We start from the raw sequence: 14,986 nt of genomic DNA on the forward strand, positions 1-14,986 counted from the left end.
TTATAAACAAAAAAAAAAATTAAAAATTATAATTTGTTAAATAATATAATATTTTTTATGAACATTTTTTTTAATTATAATAATAATTTATTTATTTATTTATTTATTTATTTATTTATTTATTTATTTATTTTTATTTAATATTTTTATAATTATTTAATTCTTTTATTTTTATTTTTTATTCTTTAATAGATAATAAATGTATAAATATATGTAAATATGTATAAATATATGTAAATATGTATAAATATATGTAAATATGTATAAATATATGTAAATATGTATAAATATATGTAAATATGTATAAATATATGTAAATATGTATAAATATATGTAAATATGTATAAATATATGTAAATATGTATAAATATATGTAAATATGTATAAATATATGTAAATATGTATAAATATATTTAAATATGTATAAATTTTTGATATAAATACATAAAATATACAGGAATAATATTTTGGATCATAATACTACATACAAAAAATTTTATGATGTTATTATTATTGGTGGAGGACATGCTGGAATTGAAGCTTGTTTAGCATCTTCTAGGCTAGGTTGTAAAACTTTACTTTTAACACAAAATATTAAAAATTTAGGATGTTTGTCATGTAATCCTGCTATTGGTGGTATTGGAAAAAGTCATTTAGTTAAAGAAATTGATGCTTTAGGTGGATTTATGGGTATTTTTGCTGATCAGGCAGGTATTCAATTTCGTGTTTTAAACTCTAAAAAAGGACCAGCAGTACGTTCTACTCGTGTTCAAGTAGATCGTCAAATTTATTCAAAAATTGTTAAAAAAATTTTATTTTCTCAAAAAAATTTATTAATTTTAGAGCAAGAAGTAATTAATTTTATTTTTAAAAAAGATAAAATTATTGGTGTTTTAACATATGATCATATAGAATTTTTTTCTAGATCTATTATTTTAACTACAGGTACTTTTTTAAATGGCCAAATACATATTGGAAAAAATAATTTTTCTGGAGGAAGAATTAATGATAAATCTTCAATTATTCTTTCTGAAAATTTAAAAAAATTACCTTTTCGTATGAATCGTTTAAAAACAGGAACACCTCCTAGATTAGATAAAAATAGCATTAATATACAAAATTTAGAAAAACAATCTGGAGATTTTCCTATTCCTTTTTTTTCTTTTTTAAATAATAAAGATGATATTCTTAAACAAATTTCATGTTATATTACATATACTAATTTTCATACGCATCAAATTATTAAAGATAATATTCATTTAAGTGCAGTTTATTCAGGAAAAATTTCAGGTATTGGTCCTCGTTATTGTCCATCTATTGAAGATAAAGTATTAAGATTTTCTGATAGATCTCGACATCAGATTTTTTTAGAACCAGAAGGTTTAAAAAGTAATATAATATATCCAAATGGAATTTCTACTAGTTTACCTTTTTCTATTCAAAAAAATTTTATTAAAACTATTTCAGGGTTAGAAAATGTTAAAATATTATCACCAGGTTATGCAGTAGAATATGATTATTTTAATCCTCAAGATTTGAATTTAACTTTAGAATCTAAATTTTTTTCCGGATTTTTTTTAGCTGGGCAAATTAATGGTACCACAGGTTATGAGGAAGCTGCTGCTCAAGGATTAATAGCTGGAATTAATGCTGCTGCTTATGTATTTCAAAAACCTTTCTGGTATCCTAGAAGAGATCAAGCTTATATCGGTGTTTTAATTGATGATTTATGTACAAAAGGAACTAAAGAACCTTATAGAATTTTTACTTCACGAGCAGAACATAGATTATTTCTTCGGGAAGATAATGCAGATTTAAGATTAACTCAAATTGGACGAGATTTAGGTTTAGTTGATAAATATAGATGGATTCGTTATAATGAAAAATGTGAAAATATTATAAATGAAAAAAAATATATCCATTCAATACAAATTAAATCTCATACTTCTTTTTTTAAAAAAATTAAAAAAAAATTTTCTATTTCTATTTCTTCTTCTAAAATATCTTTAAGTGATCTTTTAAAACGACCAGAAATTACTTTAGAAAAATTAATTAAATTAGGTGTTTATAAATCTAATATTTTACATGATTTAGAAGCTTTAAAACAAATTGAAATTCAACTAAAATACGAAGGTTATATTTATAGACAAAACAAAGAAATTAAAAAACATATTAAATATGAAAATTTATTTTTATCTTCTGAGATTAATTATGATAAAATTAAAGGTTTATCAAGTGAAGTTATTAGTATATTAAATTTTAGAAAACCATCTTCTGTAGGACAAGCTTCTCGTATTTCTGGTATTACTCCTGCTGCAATATCAATATTGCTTATATATCTTAAAAAAAAATATTTATATAATAAATAATTTATTTATAAAAAAATATTATATGATATATATTTAAATCATATTATTAAAAAAAAAAGATATTTTTAATTATAAAATTAAAATTAATGAATTAAATATTAAAGAATTCATTTAATAAATTTTTTATTTTTTTTTGTGTTAAATTTTTTGTTAGAATATTTAATAATTTTATTTTTAAATTTATTTTTAAATTATGGAAAGGTTAGAATTATAATGTTTTCTAGAATTACATTTCATTCCAAAGAATATATTCATCATCATTTAAAAAATTTTCAATTTGATCTCAAAACTTTTAAAATTTTAAATTTAGAACATAATAGCACTAATTTTTTTATTTTAAATCTTGATTCTATTTTTTTTTCATTTTTTTTAGGGTTTATTTTTTTGCTTTTTTTTTATTATATCTCTATAAATTTAAATGTAGGAGTACCTGGAAAACTACAATCTATTGTAGAGATTTCTGTTGATTTTGTTGATAAAAATATTAAAGATTTATATCCTTATAATAGAAATTTTTTAATTGCTCCTTTATCTTTAACAATTTTTATTTGGATATTTTTAATGAATTCTATGGATTTATTACCTATAGATTTCATACCTATTTTTTGTCGATATTTTTTAAATATTTCTAATATTAGAGTAGTACCTTCAGCAGATATTAATATTGTTTTTTCTATGTCTTTTAGTGTGTTTTTTTTAATTATCTATTATAGTATTTTAAATAAAGGTTTAAAAAAATTTTTTAAGGATTTATTTTTTCATCCTTTTAATCATATTTTTTTTATTTTTTTAAATTTTTTTTTAGAATCTATTTCTCTTTTTTCTAAACCAATTTCTTTAGGATTAAGATTATTTGGTAATATATATGCAGGAGAAATGATTTTTATATTAATTTCAGCATTGTTACCGTGGTGGTTACAATGGATTTTAAGTGTTCCTTGGGCTATTTTTCACATTTTAATAATTTTTTTACAATCTTTTATTTTTATGGTTTTAACTATTATTTATTTATCTATGACAGATAAAAAAAGATGATTATATTAAATAATTATTATTTAATAATATTGGAGATTTAAAAAGATGCATAATATTGATATGAATTTTGTATATTTAGCTGCAGCAATTATGATTGGATTAGGATCAATTGGAGCTGCAATAGGTATTGGTATATTAGGAGGAAAATTTTTAGAAGGTGCTGCAAGACAACCTGATTCTATTCCTATTTTAAGATCTCAATTTTTTATTGTGATGGGATTAGTAGATGCTATTCCGATGATAACTGTAGGATTAGGTTTATATATGATTTTTGGAATTTCTTAATTTAACTAATTTTAATAATTAATTAATTTTAATTATATTTTTATAAAAAAATTTTTAAAAATTTTAGTTATAATAAAAAAAATTGTTAAGAAATGAATTTTATTTAATGGAAACAATAAAGTTTATGAATATAAACGCAACTATTTTTGGACAGTCAATTTCTTTCATTTTTTTTGTATTTTTTTGTATGAAATTTATTTGGCCAAACGTAATAAGTGTTATTAAACAAAGACAAAAAAATGTACGTAAAGCAATTTTACTAGCAGATCAAAAAAATAAAAAATATATTCACATTAAATGTAAAATTGCAAAAAAAATTCTTGATTCTAAAAGAAAATCTATTGATATAATTCGAAAAGCAAAATTAGAAAAAGATATTATTATAAAAAAATCTATTAAACAAGCATTACTTGAAAAGAAAAAAATTTTAAAACAAGCTAAATCTGAAATTCTTATAGAAAAAATGCAAGTTAAAAGAAAATTAAAAAAACATGCTGTTTTTTTAGCTATTCAGATTGCACAAAAAATTATACAAGAAAAAATTACAGAAAAATATATAAATGAATTAATTAAGAACTTACCATCTAATTTAAAAGGTTTTAAATTATGATTTGTAAAAAAGAATTAGCTGATATATATGCAAAATCTATTTTTAAGATTGCGTTAAAAAATAATAATATTAATCGTGTAAAGAAAATCTTGTTTTTAATATCTTATATTATTTGTCATAAAAAAATAAAAAGTTTTTTTTCTCAATATTCTGATCCTATAATTTCATATAAAATTTTTAAAAGTTTATTATACAATCTTAAAATGTATAATTATGAAAAAAATTTTTTAAAAATATTGATTGAAAATAAGAGATTATTTTTATTAAATAAAATTTATATAGCATATAATTCTATAAAAAATAAATATAATAAAAAAATATTTATAGTTATTCAGTCATCGCATATTATGAATAATATACAAAAAAATAAAATTAAATGTTTTCTTAAAAAAAAAATATTTTCAAATATTAAATTTAATTTTATTGTAGATCAAAATTTAATTGGTGGGTTTAGAATTTTAATTAATAATTTTTTAATTGATTTATCTATTAAAAATAATTTAACTTATTTAAAAAATTTTTTACAAACATAAGAGAAAGTGCTATGCAGATCAATTCTGTAGAAATTTCTAAAATTATTGAAAAAAGAATTATGGATTTTAAAATTCAAAAAAAAATTTATAATGAAGGAGAAGTAATTTCTGTTATAGATGGAATAATTAGAATTTATGGATTATGTAATGCTATGCAAGGAGAAATGTTATCTTTATCTAAAGATAAATATGCTATTGCTTTAAATTTAGAAAAAGAAATTGTAGGTGCAGTTGTACTAGGTTCTTTTCAAAATATTTATGAAGGGATGAAAGTAAGATGTACAGGTCGTATTTTAGAAATTCCTGTAGGGAATAATTTTTTAGGTCGTATAGTTAATGCTTTAGGAATACCTATTGATGGAAAAGAACCAATCAAAAATGATGGATATTTGCCTATAGAAAATGAAGCTCCTGGAGTAATTGATAGAGAAAAAATTAATGAACCAATTCAAACTGGTTATTTATCTATTGATTCTATGATACCTATTGGTAAAGGTCAAAGAGAATTAATTATTGGTGATAGAAAAACAGGTAAAACATCTTTAGCTATTGACACTATTATTAATCAAAAAAACTCTGGAATTAAATCAATATATGTCGCTATTGGACAAAAAATTTCTACTATTTTAAATATAGTAAAAATTTTAGATCATTATAATGTTTTAAAAAATACAGTAATTGTTGTTGCTTCTTCTGCTGAGTCTGCTTCTTTACAATATTTATCTCCATATTCTGGTTGTTCTATAGGTGAATATTTTCGTAATAAAGGTGAAGATGCTTTAATTATTTATGATGATTTATCTAAACATGCAATTTCATATAGACAAATTTCTTTATTATTAAAAAGACCACCTGGTAGAGAAGCTTTTCCTGGAGATATATTTTATTTACATTCTAGATTATTAGAAAGATCTGCGAAAGTTAATAAAAAATATGTTCAAATTTATACAAAAAATCTAGTTTTAAATAAAACAGGTTCTTTAACAGCTTTACCTATTGTAGAAACGCAATCAGGAGATGTCTCTTCTTTTATTCCGACAAATATTATTTCTATTACAGATGGTCAATTATTTTTAGAGTCTAATTTATTTCATGCAGGTATACGTCCTGCAGTAAATTCTGGAATTTCTGTTTCACGTGTAGGGAGTTCAGCTCAATCACAGATTATTAAAAAATTATCTAGTGGAATTAGAACAACTTTAGCACAATATCAAGAATTAGAATCTTTTTCACAGTTTTCTTCTGATTTGGATATATCTACAAAAAATCAATTAATGATTGGTAAAAAAATTATTGAATTATTAAAACAAAATCAGTATCAACCTTTGTCTATTGGTGAGCAAGCAATTTTATTATTTTCTATTGAAGAAAGTTTGTTAAATAATATTAAATTAAAAAACATATCTTCTTTTAAAGATAAATTATTATTTTATATGCGTAAAAATTTTTCTACGTTATTAAAAGATATAAATAAAAATCGAATATATACTTTAGAAATAAAAAAAGAATTTAGAAATTTAATTGAAAAATTTAAAAATAAATATGATTTAATGGAATAAAACATATAAAATTTTTATATAGGTCGTTATATTATGTTTAATAAAAAAGATATACAAAAAAAAATTCATAGTATTACTAATACAAAAAAAATTACTAAAGCTATGGAAATGATTTCGATTATTAAGATGAAAAAAGTAGATAAAAAAATAAAAAAAATATTTTATTATTTTAATACTCTTAAAGAGATTATTAAAAAAATAATTTATTTATCACAATCTAAAAAACAAAAGAATATATTTACTTTTCCAAAAAAAATTAAAAAAATTGCTTTTATTGTAGTTTTTACAAGTAAAGGTTTATGTGGGGGATTAAATCATAATTTATCAAAAAAAATTATTCCTTATTTAAATAATTTATCTTTAAATAAAGTTGTTTATAAGTTAATTATATTAGGTAAAAAAGAAATAAATTTTTTAAATCAATTTCAAAACGATATTAAAATATATGATAATAATTTTTTTAAAAATTTAAATTATTTACATTCAAGTAAAATTTCTAAAATTTTATTTTCTGATTATAAATTTAATAAATTTGATCAAATCTTAATTGCTTTTAATAAATCTCAAAATAAAATTAATTATAAACCAGTTATAGAAACATTACTTCCTATTTCTTTAAAAGATAATAACCAAATAAATAGAAATTCTTGGGATTATGTTTATGAATCTAATATAGATTTATTATTAGAAAATTTATGTAATCAATTTTTTAATATTAAAATTTACTATAGTATTTTAGAAAATTTACTTACTGAATATTCTTCTCGTGTAATAGCTATGAAGAATGCTACTGAAAATAGTACTGATTTAATTAAAGAGTTACATTTAATTTATAATAAATTACGTCAAGATAACATTACCCAAGAATTAACTGAAATAATTTCAGGAGCATCAGCAGTTTTAATGGATTAAAAAAATTATATTGAGGTTGAATAAATATATGTTTTTTGGAAAAATTGTGCAAATAATAGGACCAGTTGTAGATGTAAAGTTTTCTCAAGGAAATTTACCAACTATTAATCATATTTTAGAAGTACAAAATGAAAAAAATTTATTAATTTTAGAAGTACAACAACATATTGGCTCTAAGGTTGTAAGGACCCTTGCTATGGGTTCTTCAGACGGAATCAAGAGAGGATTATTAGTACGTAATTTAAAACATTCTATTAAAGTTCCAGTAGGTAAATTTACTTTAGGTAGAATTATTAATGTTTTAGGTTATCCTATAGATAATCGAGGTCCAATTTTTAATAAAAAAAATATTTCTAAATCAGAATATTGGGAAATTTATCGTAAACCTCCGTCATATGAAGAACAGTCAAATACAAATGAAATTTTAGAAACAGGGATTAAAGTTATTGATTTACTTTGTCCTTTTGCAAAAGGTGGAAAAGTAGGTTTATTTGGTGGAGCAGGAGTAGGAAAAACAGTTAATATGATGGAATTAATAAGAAATATTGCTATTGAGCATCAAGGTTATTCTGTTTTTACAGGAGTAGGTGAAAGAGTACGTGAAGGAAATGATTTTTATAATGAAATGAAAGATTCAAAAGTTATTAATAAAGTATCTTTAGTTTACGGGCAAATGAATGAATCTCCTGGTAATAGATTTAGAGTGGCATTTACAGGATTAACTTTAGCAGAAAAATTTCGAGATGAAGGCAAGAATGTTCTTTTATTTATTGATAATATATACCGATATATATTAGCTGGAACAGAAGTTTCATCTTTATTAGGTAGAATTCCTTCTGCTGTAGGGTATCAACCTACGTTGTCAGAAGAAATGGGAATATTGCAAGAACGTATCACATCTACTAAAACTGGATCTATAACTTCTATACAGGCAGTATATGTTCCTGCAGACGATTTTACTGATCCAGCTCCTGTTGCTACTTTTGCTCATTTAGATTCAACAATTACTTTAAGTCGAAAAATTTCTTCTTTAGGTATATATCCGGCTATTGATCCGTTAAATTCTACCAGTAGTTATTTAAATCCTTTTATAGTAGGAGAAGAGCATTATAATACTTCAAGACGTGTTCAGTATATTTTACAAAAATATGAAGAATTAAAAGATATTATATCTATACTTGGAATGGATGAATTATCTGAAAACGATAAATTACTTGTTTCAAGAGCGCGTAAAATACAAAAGTTTTTATCTCAACCTTTTTTTGTAGCAGAGGTTTTTACTGGATTTCCTGGTAAATATGTAAATTTACAAGATACTATTTTAGGATTCAAAGGTATTTTAGATGGTTTATATGATTATATACCTGAAAATTTTTTTTATATGATAGGATCAATTGAAGAAGTTGTAAAGAAATTTGAAAATAATAAGGTTTAGTTTAAATAATATTTTAGGATTAAATTTATGTATTTGAATTTAAATATTTTTAGTTTAAAAAAAACAATTCTTTTTTCTAAAAAAATTAAATCTATTTGTGTTCCAGGAGAAAAAGGTTATTTAAGTATTTATATTAATCATATTCCATTATTAACTTTTTTAAATCCTGGTTTAGTTATCATAAAAAAAAAAAATAAAATTTTAGAATATTTTTTTATTTTAAAAGGTATTTTAGAAATTCAATCTAATACAGTTAATATATTGACAAATAAATATTGTATAAATATTAAATATTTAGATAAATTTATATTAATTAATAAAAAAAATAAGATTAAGAATATATATTTAAAAAATAAAAATATTAAATTTTTAAATAAAATAAAAAAAAAATATTATATAATCTTAGAACAATTAAAATGTATTACTAAATTTGAAAGAATAGAAAAGATAAAAAAATAAAAAATTATTATATCTATTTTAGCGGCGGTATATATAATTTTTTATCCTGCCGCTAATATTTTTAATATATAATATTTATTGAACGAAAAAAATTTAAAAATCTATATTTTCTGCTTTAAGTGCATTTTTTTGAATAAATTTTTTTCTAGGTTCGACTGAATCTCCCATAAGAATATTAAATAATTTATTCGAATATACAGCATCTTTTATTTTGACTTGTATCATTCGACGTGTTTTTGGATTCATAGTAGTTTTCCATAATTGTGATGGATTCATTTCTCCTAATCCTTTATAACGTTGTACAAAAAATTTTTTTTTAGATTGATGCATAATCCATTTAAAAGATGATTCTAGATTTTTAAATAATATTTTTTTATTTTTTTGCGTAATATATGTTTTATTTTTCTTAAAATACTTTAACATATGTTGTATAATTAATATTTTTTTATAAATTTTATTTTTTATAAAATCATATGTAATACGATAACTTTTTATATTTCCATATATTTTAATGTATATATACAAATCATAATATTTTTTTTTAATATTTTTTTTAATTTTATATGAATATATTGAATTATTTTTGTTTTGTATATTTAGTTGAAAGATAATTTTTTTTGCCCAAGAGTTAATTTTTTCTTGATTTTTAAAATTTTTTATAATTTTTTGATGAATTAACATTTTTAATATTTTTTGAAATATTTTAGGATATTTTTTATGTATAATTTTTTTTATTTTAATATATTTTTTAATAGTGTTTTTAAATTTATTTAAATCAGATATATTAAATTTTTTTGTTTTACTGATAATTTTTATTTTTTTTAAAGCAGTGTTAACTTGATATTTTTTCATTGAAATATAGTTTTTTATATATTTCTCTTTTTTTCCTACTTTAATTTTATATAGCGGTGGTTGAGCGATATAAATATATCCTTTTTCAATTATTTCAGGCATATATCGATAAAAAAATGTTAATAATAGTGTTTTAATATGAGACCCATCTACATCTGCATCAGTCATAATAATTATACTATGATATCTTAATTTTTTTAAATCATAATTATCTGTTCCAATTCCACATCCTAATGCTGTAATAATAGAAGTTACTTCTTGTGAAGACAGCATTTTTTCAAAAGTAGATTTTTCTACGTTTAGTATTTTTCCTTTTAATGGTAATATAGCTTGATTTTTTCTATTTCTTCCTTGTTTAGCTGATCCCCCTGCGGAATCTCCTTCTACTAAATATATTTCTGAAAAAATTGGGTTTTTTTCTTGACAATCTGCAAGTTTTCCAGGTAATCCTGATAATTCTAACGCACTCTTTTTTTTTGTAATTTCTCGAGCTTTTTTAGCAGCTTCTCTAGTTTTAGCTGATTCAATAATTTTATGAATAATAATTTTTGTATCATTTGGATTTTCTAATAAAAAATCTATTAAATATTCATGTACTAAAGATTCAATAATAGGTTTTACTTCAGAAGAAACTAGCTTTTCTTTCGTTTGTGAAGAAAATTTTGGATCATTAATTTTAATAGATACGATAGCTATTAATCCTTCTCTAACATCATCTCCTATGATATTAATTTTATTTTTTTTATTAAAATTTTCTTTATCTATATAATTATTAATAGTTCTTGTTAAAGCAGATTTAAATCCTGATAAATGACTTCCGCCTTCTTTTTGTGGAATATTATTAGTATAACAAAAAATTTTTTCTTTAAATGAAGTGTTCCATTGCATAGCAATTTCAATTAACACAGATTTTTTTTTTGATATAAAATAAAAAGTATTTGGATGTATAAATTTTTTGTCTTTGTTAATATATGAAATAAATTCTTTTATACCACCACGGTGGTAGTATATTTTTTTAATTTTTTTAATATTATTATTTAAATGAATAGAAATTTTTGGATTTAAAAATGATAATTCTTTTAATCTATTTGCAATAATAGAATGTTCAAATTTTTGAATATTATTAAATATTTTATAATTTGGCCAAAACCTAATTTTTGTTCCAGTTTTCTTACTGACTCCAATAATTTTTAATTTACTAGTTTTTTTACCATGAGCATAATATTGTTGATAAACTTTTTTATTTCTAAAAATAGTTAATTTTAATTTTTTAGATAAAGCATTTACAACAGATATTCCAACTCCATGTAAACCTCCAGAAATTTTATATGAATAATCATCAAATTTTCCTCCAGCATGTAACATAGTCATAATAACTTCAGAAGCAGGAATATTTTCTTCAGGATGAATATCAATCGGAATACCTCTACCATTATCTTTTACTGATATTGAATGATCTTGATGAATTGTAACTTTAATTTTTTTACAATATCCTGCAAGTGCTTCATCAATGGAATTATCAACAACTTCAAATACCATATGATGTAAACCTGTTCCATCATCTGTATCTCCTATATACATTCCTGGACGTCTTTTAACTGCTTCTAAACCTTTTAGTATTTTTATATTGGATGAATTATAATTTTTTGGCATTTTTTCTCTTTTATAATGTTCTTTAATTTTTTTTTATAAAATAAAATATTTTAATTTAAAAAATTTATTTTATTTAAATTAGAGATATAAGGGTAAAATAATATATCTTAATTCTTTTTTCTTAGATGTTTGAATTTCAAAAAGTTGCAATTTTTTATCAAAAATTAAATTAATATAATCTTTTTTTAAAACGTTTAAAACATCTAATAAATAATTTATATTAATCGAAATTTTTATTTTTTTTTTGTATTTATAGTTTATTTTAAATTTATATTTTGCTTTTTCTTCTTGATTATCTGAAGTAATTTTGCAAATGTTGTTTTTAAATTTTAAATATATTCCTTTTAGTTGTGAATGTACTAAAATTGATACATGAGCTAAAGATTTTTGTAATAAATTTCTATTTACTTTAATTTTATATTTTTTTTCTTGTAATAAGATATGATCTAAATTTGGGAAATTGCTATTTATTAATTTTGAAATAAATATGATATTATTAATACAAATTTTTATACTGTTTTGATTAAATAAAATTTTAATTAAAAGATCTTCTTTTGTTAATAGTTTATTTAATTCTATTGCAGATTTTCTAGGTAATATAATATTAAAGATTGGAAAAGATTTTTTTTTTTGTATTTTTTTTTTAAAAATAGCAATTCTATGTCCATTAGTAGCGATTGAACGAATATATTTTTTAGTAAATTCTATAAAAATTCCATTTAAATACGGTCGTACATCTTTTATAGACATTGAAAAATAAGTATATTCTAACATATTTTTAAAAATTTTTTGATTTATATAAAACTTTTTGTCATACTTTTGTTTCTTAAAATAAGGAAATTGTTTTGCAGGTAAAGTTAATAAAAAAAATTTGCTATTTTTAGAATATATATATAATTTTTTTTTTATAGTTTTTATATGAATTAAGAATTTTTCAGAAATAATTCTAAAAATATCTAAGATTTTTTTTCCAGAAACCGTTATTTTTCCATTAATACAAGTATAATTATTAGGAATTTTATAAATTAGTTGAATTTCAGTATTAGTACTGATTAATAAAATATAAGATTTCTTTATTTCGATTAAAATATTTCCTAATATTTCATTTGGATTATTTTTAATTAATAGAGTACTAATTTTTTGTAAAGGTATAAGAAAGTTTTTTTTTTCAACAATACATTTCATAATTTTATTAAGATAATTTTTTAAGTAAATAGATATAATCTTTTTTAATTTTAAGATTACTATGTAATAATTTATTTATTTTTTGACATGAATATATTACTGTCGTATGTGTTTTTTGATTAAAATAATATCCAATCTCTTTTAAGCTATTTTTTGTTAATTTTTTAATAAGACTCATAGATATTTGCCTAGATAAAACAATTAATTTAGATCTTTTTTTTGACACTATATCAGATATTTTTACGTTATAATAATTTGCTACAGTTTTTTGAATTTTTTTTATTGTAATTTTTTTTATTTTAGTGTTAAATAAATCTTTTAAAATTTTTTTAATAAATTTAATATCAATAATGGTGTTAGGATTAAGAATTGAATTAGCATGAATTTTATTTATTGCTCCTTCTAATTCACGAATATTTGATTTTAATTTTTTTGCAATATATTGAGCTATTTTATATGGTAATTGAATATTTTTTTCAGTAGATTTTTTTATTAGAATTTTAATTCTAGTATTTTTTTTTGGAGGTTTTATAGAAACACTTAATCCTGAATCTAGTCTTGATTTTAATTTATTTTTTATTCCTTTTAGTTTTGTAGGATAACAATCGGAAGTTAATACAATTTGTTTTTTTTTTTCTATTAAATTATTAAATATATGAAATAATTCTTCTTGTGATCTTTGTTTATTAGAGAAAAATTGAATATCATCGATTAATAAAATACTTGCAGAACGATAATTTTTTTTAAATTTTTCTATAGAATTATTTCGTAATGATTTCACCATTTTTCGCACAAAATATTCTGAATTTATACAAATTACTTTTAAATTTTTATTTTTTTTTTTAATAAAATTTTTAATAGCATGCAATAAATGAGATTTTCCTAATCCTGTTTTTCCATATATAAACAAAGGATTATAATGTTTTCCAGGATTTTTTGCTGTTTTATAAGAAGATTTATATGCAATTTTATTTTTTTTACATAAAATAAAATTTTTAAATTTTTTTTTTTCGTATTTATAATAATTTTTTTTTTTTTTAAAAAATTTTTATTAAAATAAGAATTTATATATTTTTGAGTAGTTTTTAATTGTGTATTAATTATTAATTTAATATAAATTTTTCGATAATTATCAAAATTATTTATTAAATAATTAATTTTTTTAAAGTAATTTTCTTTTACCCAATCCAAAATAAATTGATTTGGAGCATATAAAATTAATTTGTTTTTTTTAAATTTAGGTTTTAATGATCTAATCCACATACTAAATTCATATTTAGAGAGTTTTTTTTTAAAATAATTTAAACATTTTTTCCATCTTAAATCAAACATATTTGATAACTCCAGAATATTAAAAAATTCATGAAAAAAATAAACAAATATATTCATTATATTTTTTATTTTGCATAAAAATAAATTTATATTCTTTATGTTATAATTTATATATTATAGATTTATTTATAGTTTATTGTGTTTATGTATATTTTTTATTAAAATTAAAATATATTGTTATTATTATAAATTAATTTTTTATTAGGTTTTTAAAATTATGAAAAGAACTTTTCAACCATCAATATTAAAACGAAAGCGTATGCATGGTTTTAGATCAAGAATGTCTACTAAAAGTGGTCGTTATATATTATCTCGTCGAAGATCTAAAAATAGATCGTATTTAACTGTATCTTCTAAGTAAAATATTTTTATATTATTGTGATGAAATTTTCCTTTAATAAACGTTTACGTTTATTAAATACTTTACAATATAAAATAGTTTTTAGATGCGGTTATCAAGTAAAATTTCAAGAAATAGTAATTTTTGGAAAAATAAATAATATGAAATTTCCGAGATTAGGTATTTCTATTTCTAAAAAATGTATAAAAAAAGCTTATCAAAGAAATTATTTAAAAAGATTAATACGAGAATTTTTTCGTTTATATCAAAATAATTTTATTTTGATGGATTTTGTAGTTGTTGTAAAAAAAAAAACATCTAAAAATGACAGAAAATTATTTTTAAGAAAATTAAAATTTGCTTGGTCAAGATATTTTCTTAAATAATATTTCATTAAATTTAAAAAAAATTAAATATATTCAAATAA

The 14,986-nt window shown here is 20.0% G+C and carries 15 protein-coding genes; 11 read left to right on the forward strand and 4 right to left on the reverse strand.

Annotated features, from left to right (window positions below):
• The first annotated feature begins 467 nt into the window (after positions 1 to 467).
• The 9 genes from mnmG to atpC all read left to right on the forward strand — a co-directional run bounded on the left by mnmG (position 468) and on the right by atpC (position 9,197).
• Positions 468 to 2,369: a tRNA uridine-5-carboxymethylaminomethyl(34) synthesis enzyme MnmG gene (gene mnmG / locus AB4W57_RS00005; protein ID WP_367677529.1), complete on the forward strand. Its 1,902-nt coding sequence runs from the start codon at positions 468 to 470 to the stop codon at positions 2,367 to 2,369.
• A gap of 213 nt (positions 2,370 to 2,582) precedes the next feature.
• Positions 2,583 to 3,404, forward strand: coding sequence for a F0F1 ATP synthase subunit A (atpB, locus tag AB4W57_RS00010; RefSeq protein ID WP_367677530.1), 822 nt, complete (start codon positions 2,583 to 2,585; stop codon positions 3,402 to 3,404).
• Between the two features lie 45 nt (positions 3,405 to 3,449).
• A complete protein-coding gene (gene atpE, locus AB4W57_RS00015; protein WP_367677531.1) occupies positions 3,450 to 3,689 on the forward strand; it encodes a F0F1 ATP synthase subunit C in 240 nt (79 codons plus the stop codon).
• A 124-nt stretch (positions 3,690 to 3,813) separates the two neighbouring features.
• On the forward strand, positions 3,814 to 4,299 hold the full coding sequence (gene atpF / locus AB4W57_RS00020; RefSeq protein WP_367677532.1) for a F0F1 ATP synthase subunit B: 486 nt from the start codon (positions 3,814 to 3,816) through the stop codon (positions 4,297 to 4,299).
• On the forward strand, positions 4,296 to 4,832 hold the full coding sequence (atpH, locus tag AB4W57_RS00025; protein ID WP_367677533.1) for an ATP synthase F1 subunit delta: 537 nt from the start codon (positions 4,296 to 4,298) through the stop codon (positions 4,830 to 4,832). Before atpF ends, atpH begins: the two co-directional genes overlap by 4 nt.
• A gap of 11 nt (positions 4,833 to 4,843) precedes the next feature.
• The gene (atpA, locus tag AB4W57_RS00030; protein WP_367677534.1) at positions 4,844 to 6,391 is read left to right on the forward strand and encodes a F0F1 ATP synthase subunit alpha; all 1,548 of its coding nucleotides are present in this window, start codon (positions 4,844 to 4,846) and stop codon (positions 6,389 to 6,391) included.
• Between the two features lie 33 nt (positions 6,392 to 6,424).
• Entirely contained in the window at positions 6,425 to 7,303 is an 879-nt protein-coding gene (gene atpG / locus AB4W57_RS00035) for an ATP synthase F1 subunit gamma (RefSeq protein WP_367677535.1), read from the forward strand.
• Between the two features lie 28 nt (positions 7,304 to 7,331).
• Positions 7,332 to 8,738 (forward strand): F0F1 ATP synthase subunit beta, encoded by a 1,407-nt coding sequence (gene atpD, locus AB4W57_RS00040; protein ID WP_367677536.1) that lies wholly within the window; start codon positions 7,332 to 7,334, stop codon positions 8,736 to 8,738.
• Positions 8,739 to 8,765: 27 nt separating this feature from the next.
• Positions 8,766 to 9,197 carry an ATP synthase F1 subunit epsilon gene (gene atpC, locus AB4W57_RS00045; protein WP_367677537.1) on the forward strand — a complete coding sequence of 144 codons (432 nt, stop codon included), beginning with the start codon at positions 8,766 to 8,768 and terminating at the stop codon, positions 9,195 to 9,197.
• A gap of 93 nt (positions 9,198 to 9,290) precedes the next feature.
• Here atpC and gyrB read toward each other — a convergent pair whose 3' ends face one another.
• The 4 genes from gyrB to AB4W57_RS00065 all read right to left on the reverse strand — a co-directional run bounded on the left by gyrB (position 9,291) and on the right by AB4W57_RS00065 (position 14,219).
• A complete protein-coding gene (gene gyrB / locus AB4W57_RS00050; protein WP_367677538.1) occupies positions 9,291 to 11,702 on the reverse strand; it encodes a DNA topoisomerase (ATP-hydrolyzing) subunit B in 2,412 nt (803 codons plus the stop codon).
• 78 nt (positions 11,703 to 11,780) lie between these two features.
• Positions 11,781 to 12,887 (reverse strand): DNA polymerase III subunit beta, encoded by a 1,107-nt coding sequence (dnaN, locus tag AB4W57_RS00055; RefSeq protein ID WP_367677539.1) that lies wholly within the window; start codon positions 12,885 to 12,887, stop codon positions 11,781 to 11,783.
• 7 nt (positions 12,888 to 12,894) lie between these two features.
• Positions 12,895 to 13,875 (reverse strand): chromosomal replication initiator protein DnaA, encoded by a 981-nt coding sequence (gene dnaA / locus AB4W57_RS00060; RefSeq protein WP_367677731.1) that lies wholly within the window; start codon positions 13,873 to 13,875, stop codon positions 12,895 to 12,897.
• Positions 13,770 to 14,219: a DnaA N-terminal domain-containing protein gene (locus AB4W57_RS00065; protein ID WP_367677540.1), complete on the reverse strand. Its 450-nt coding sequence runs from the start codon at positions 14,217 to 14,219 to the stop codon at positions 13,770 to 13,772. The genes dnaA and AB4W57_RS00065 overlap by 106 nt, the downstream gene beginning before the upstream one ends.
• Positions 14,220 to 14,436: 217 nt before the next feature.
• Here AB4W57_RS00065 and rpmH point away from each other — a divergent pair, with 217 nt between their 5' ends.
• Together rpmH and rnpA are read left to right on the forward strand one after the other, a co-directional pair.
• On the forward strand, positions 14,437 to 14,580 hold the full coding sequence (gene rpmH / locus AB4W57_RS00070) for a 50S ribosomal protein L34 (protein ID WP_367677541.1): 144 nt from the start codon (positions 14,437 to 14,439) through the stop codon (positions 14,578 to 14,580).
• A gap of 20 nt (positions 14,581 to 14,600) precedes the next feature.
• On the forward strand, positions 14,601 to 14,945 hold the full coding sequence (gene rnpA, locus AB4W57_RS00075; RefSeq protein WP_367677542.1) for a ribonuclease P protein component: 345 nt from the start codon (positions 14,601 to 14,603) through the stop codon (positions 14,943 to 14,945).
• Positions 14,946 to 14,986: the final 41 nt, after the last annotated feature.

Source organism: Buchnera aphidicola (Chaitophorus populicola) (assembly GCF_964058995.1).
Taxonomy (GTDB): Bacteria; Pseudomonadota; Gammaproteobacteria; order Enterobacterales; family Enterobacteriaceae; genus Buchnera_J; species Buchnera_J aphidicola_BO.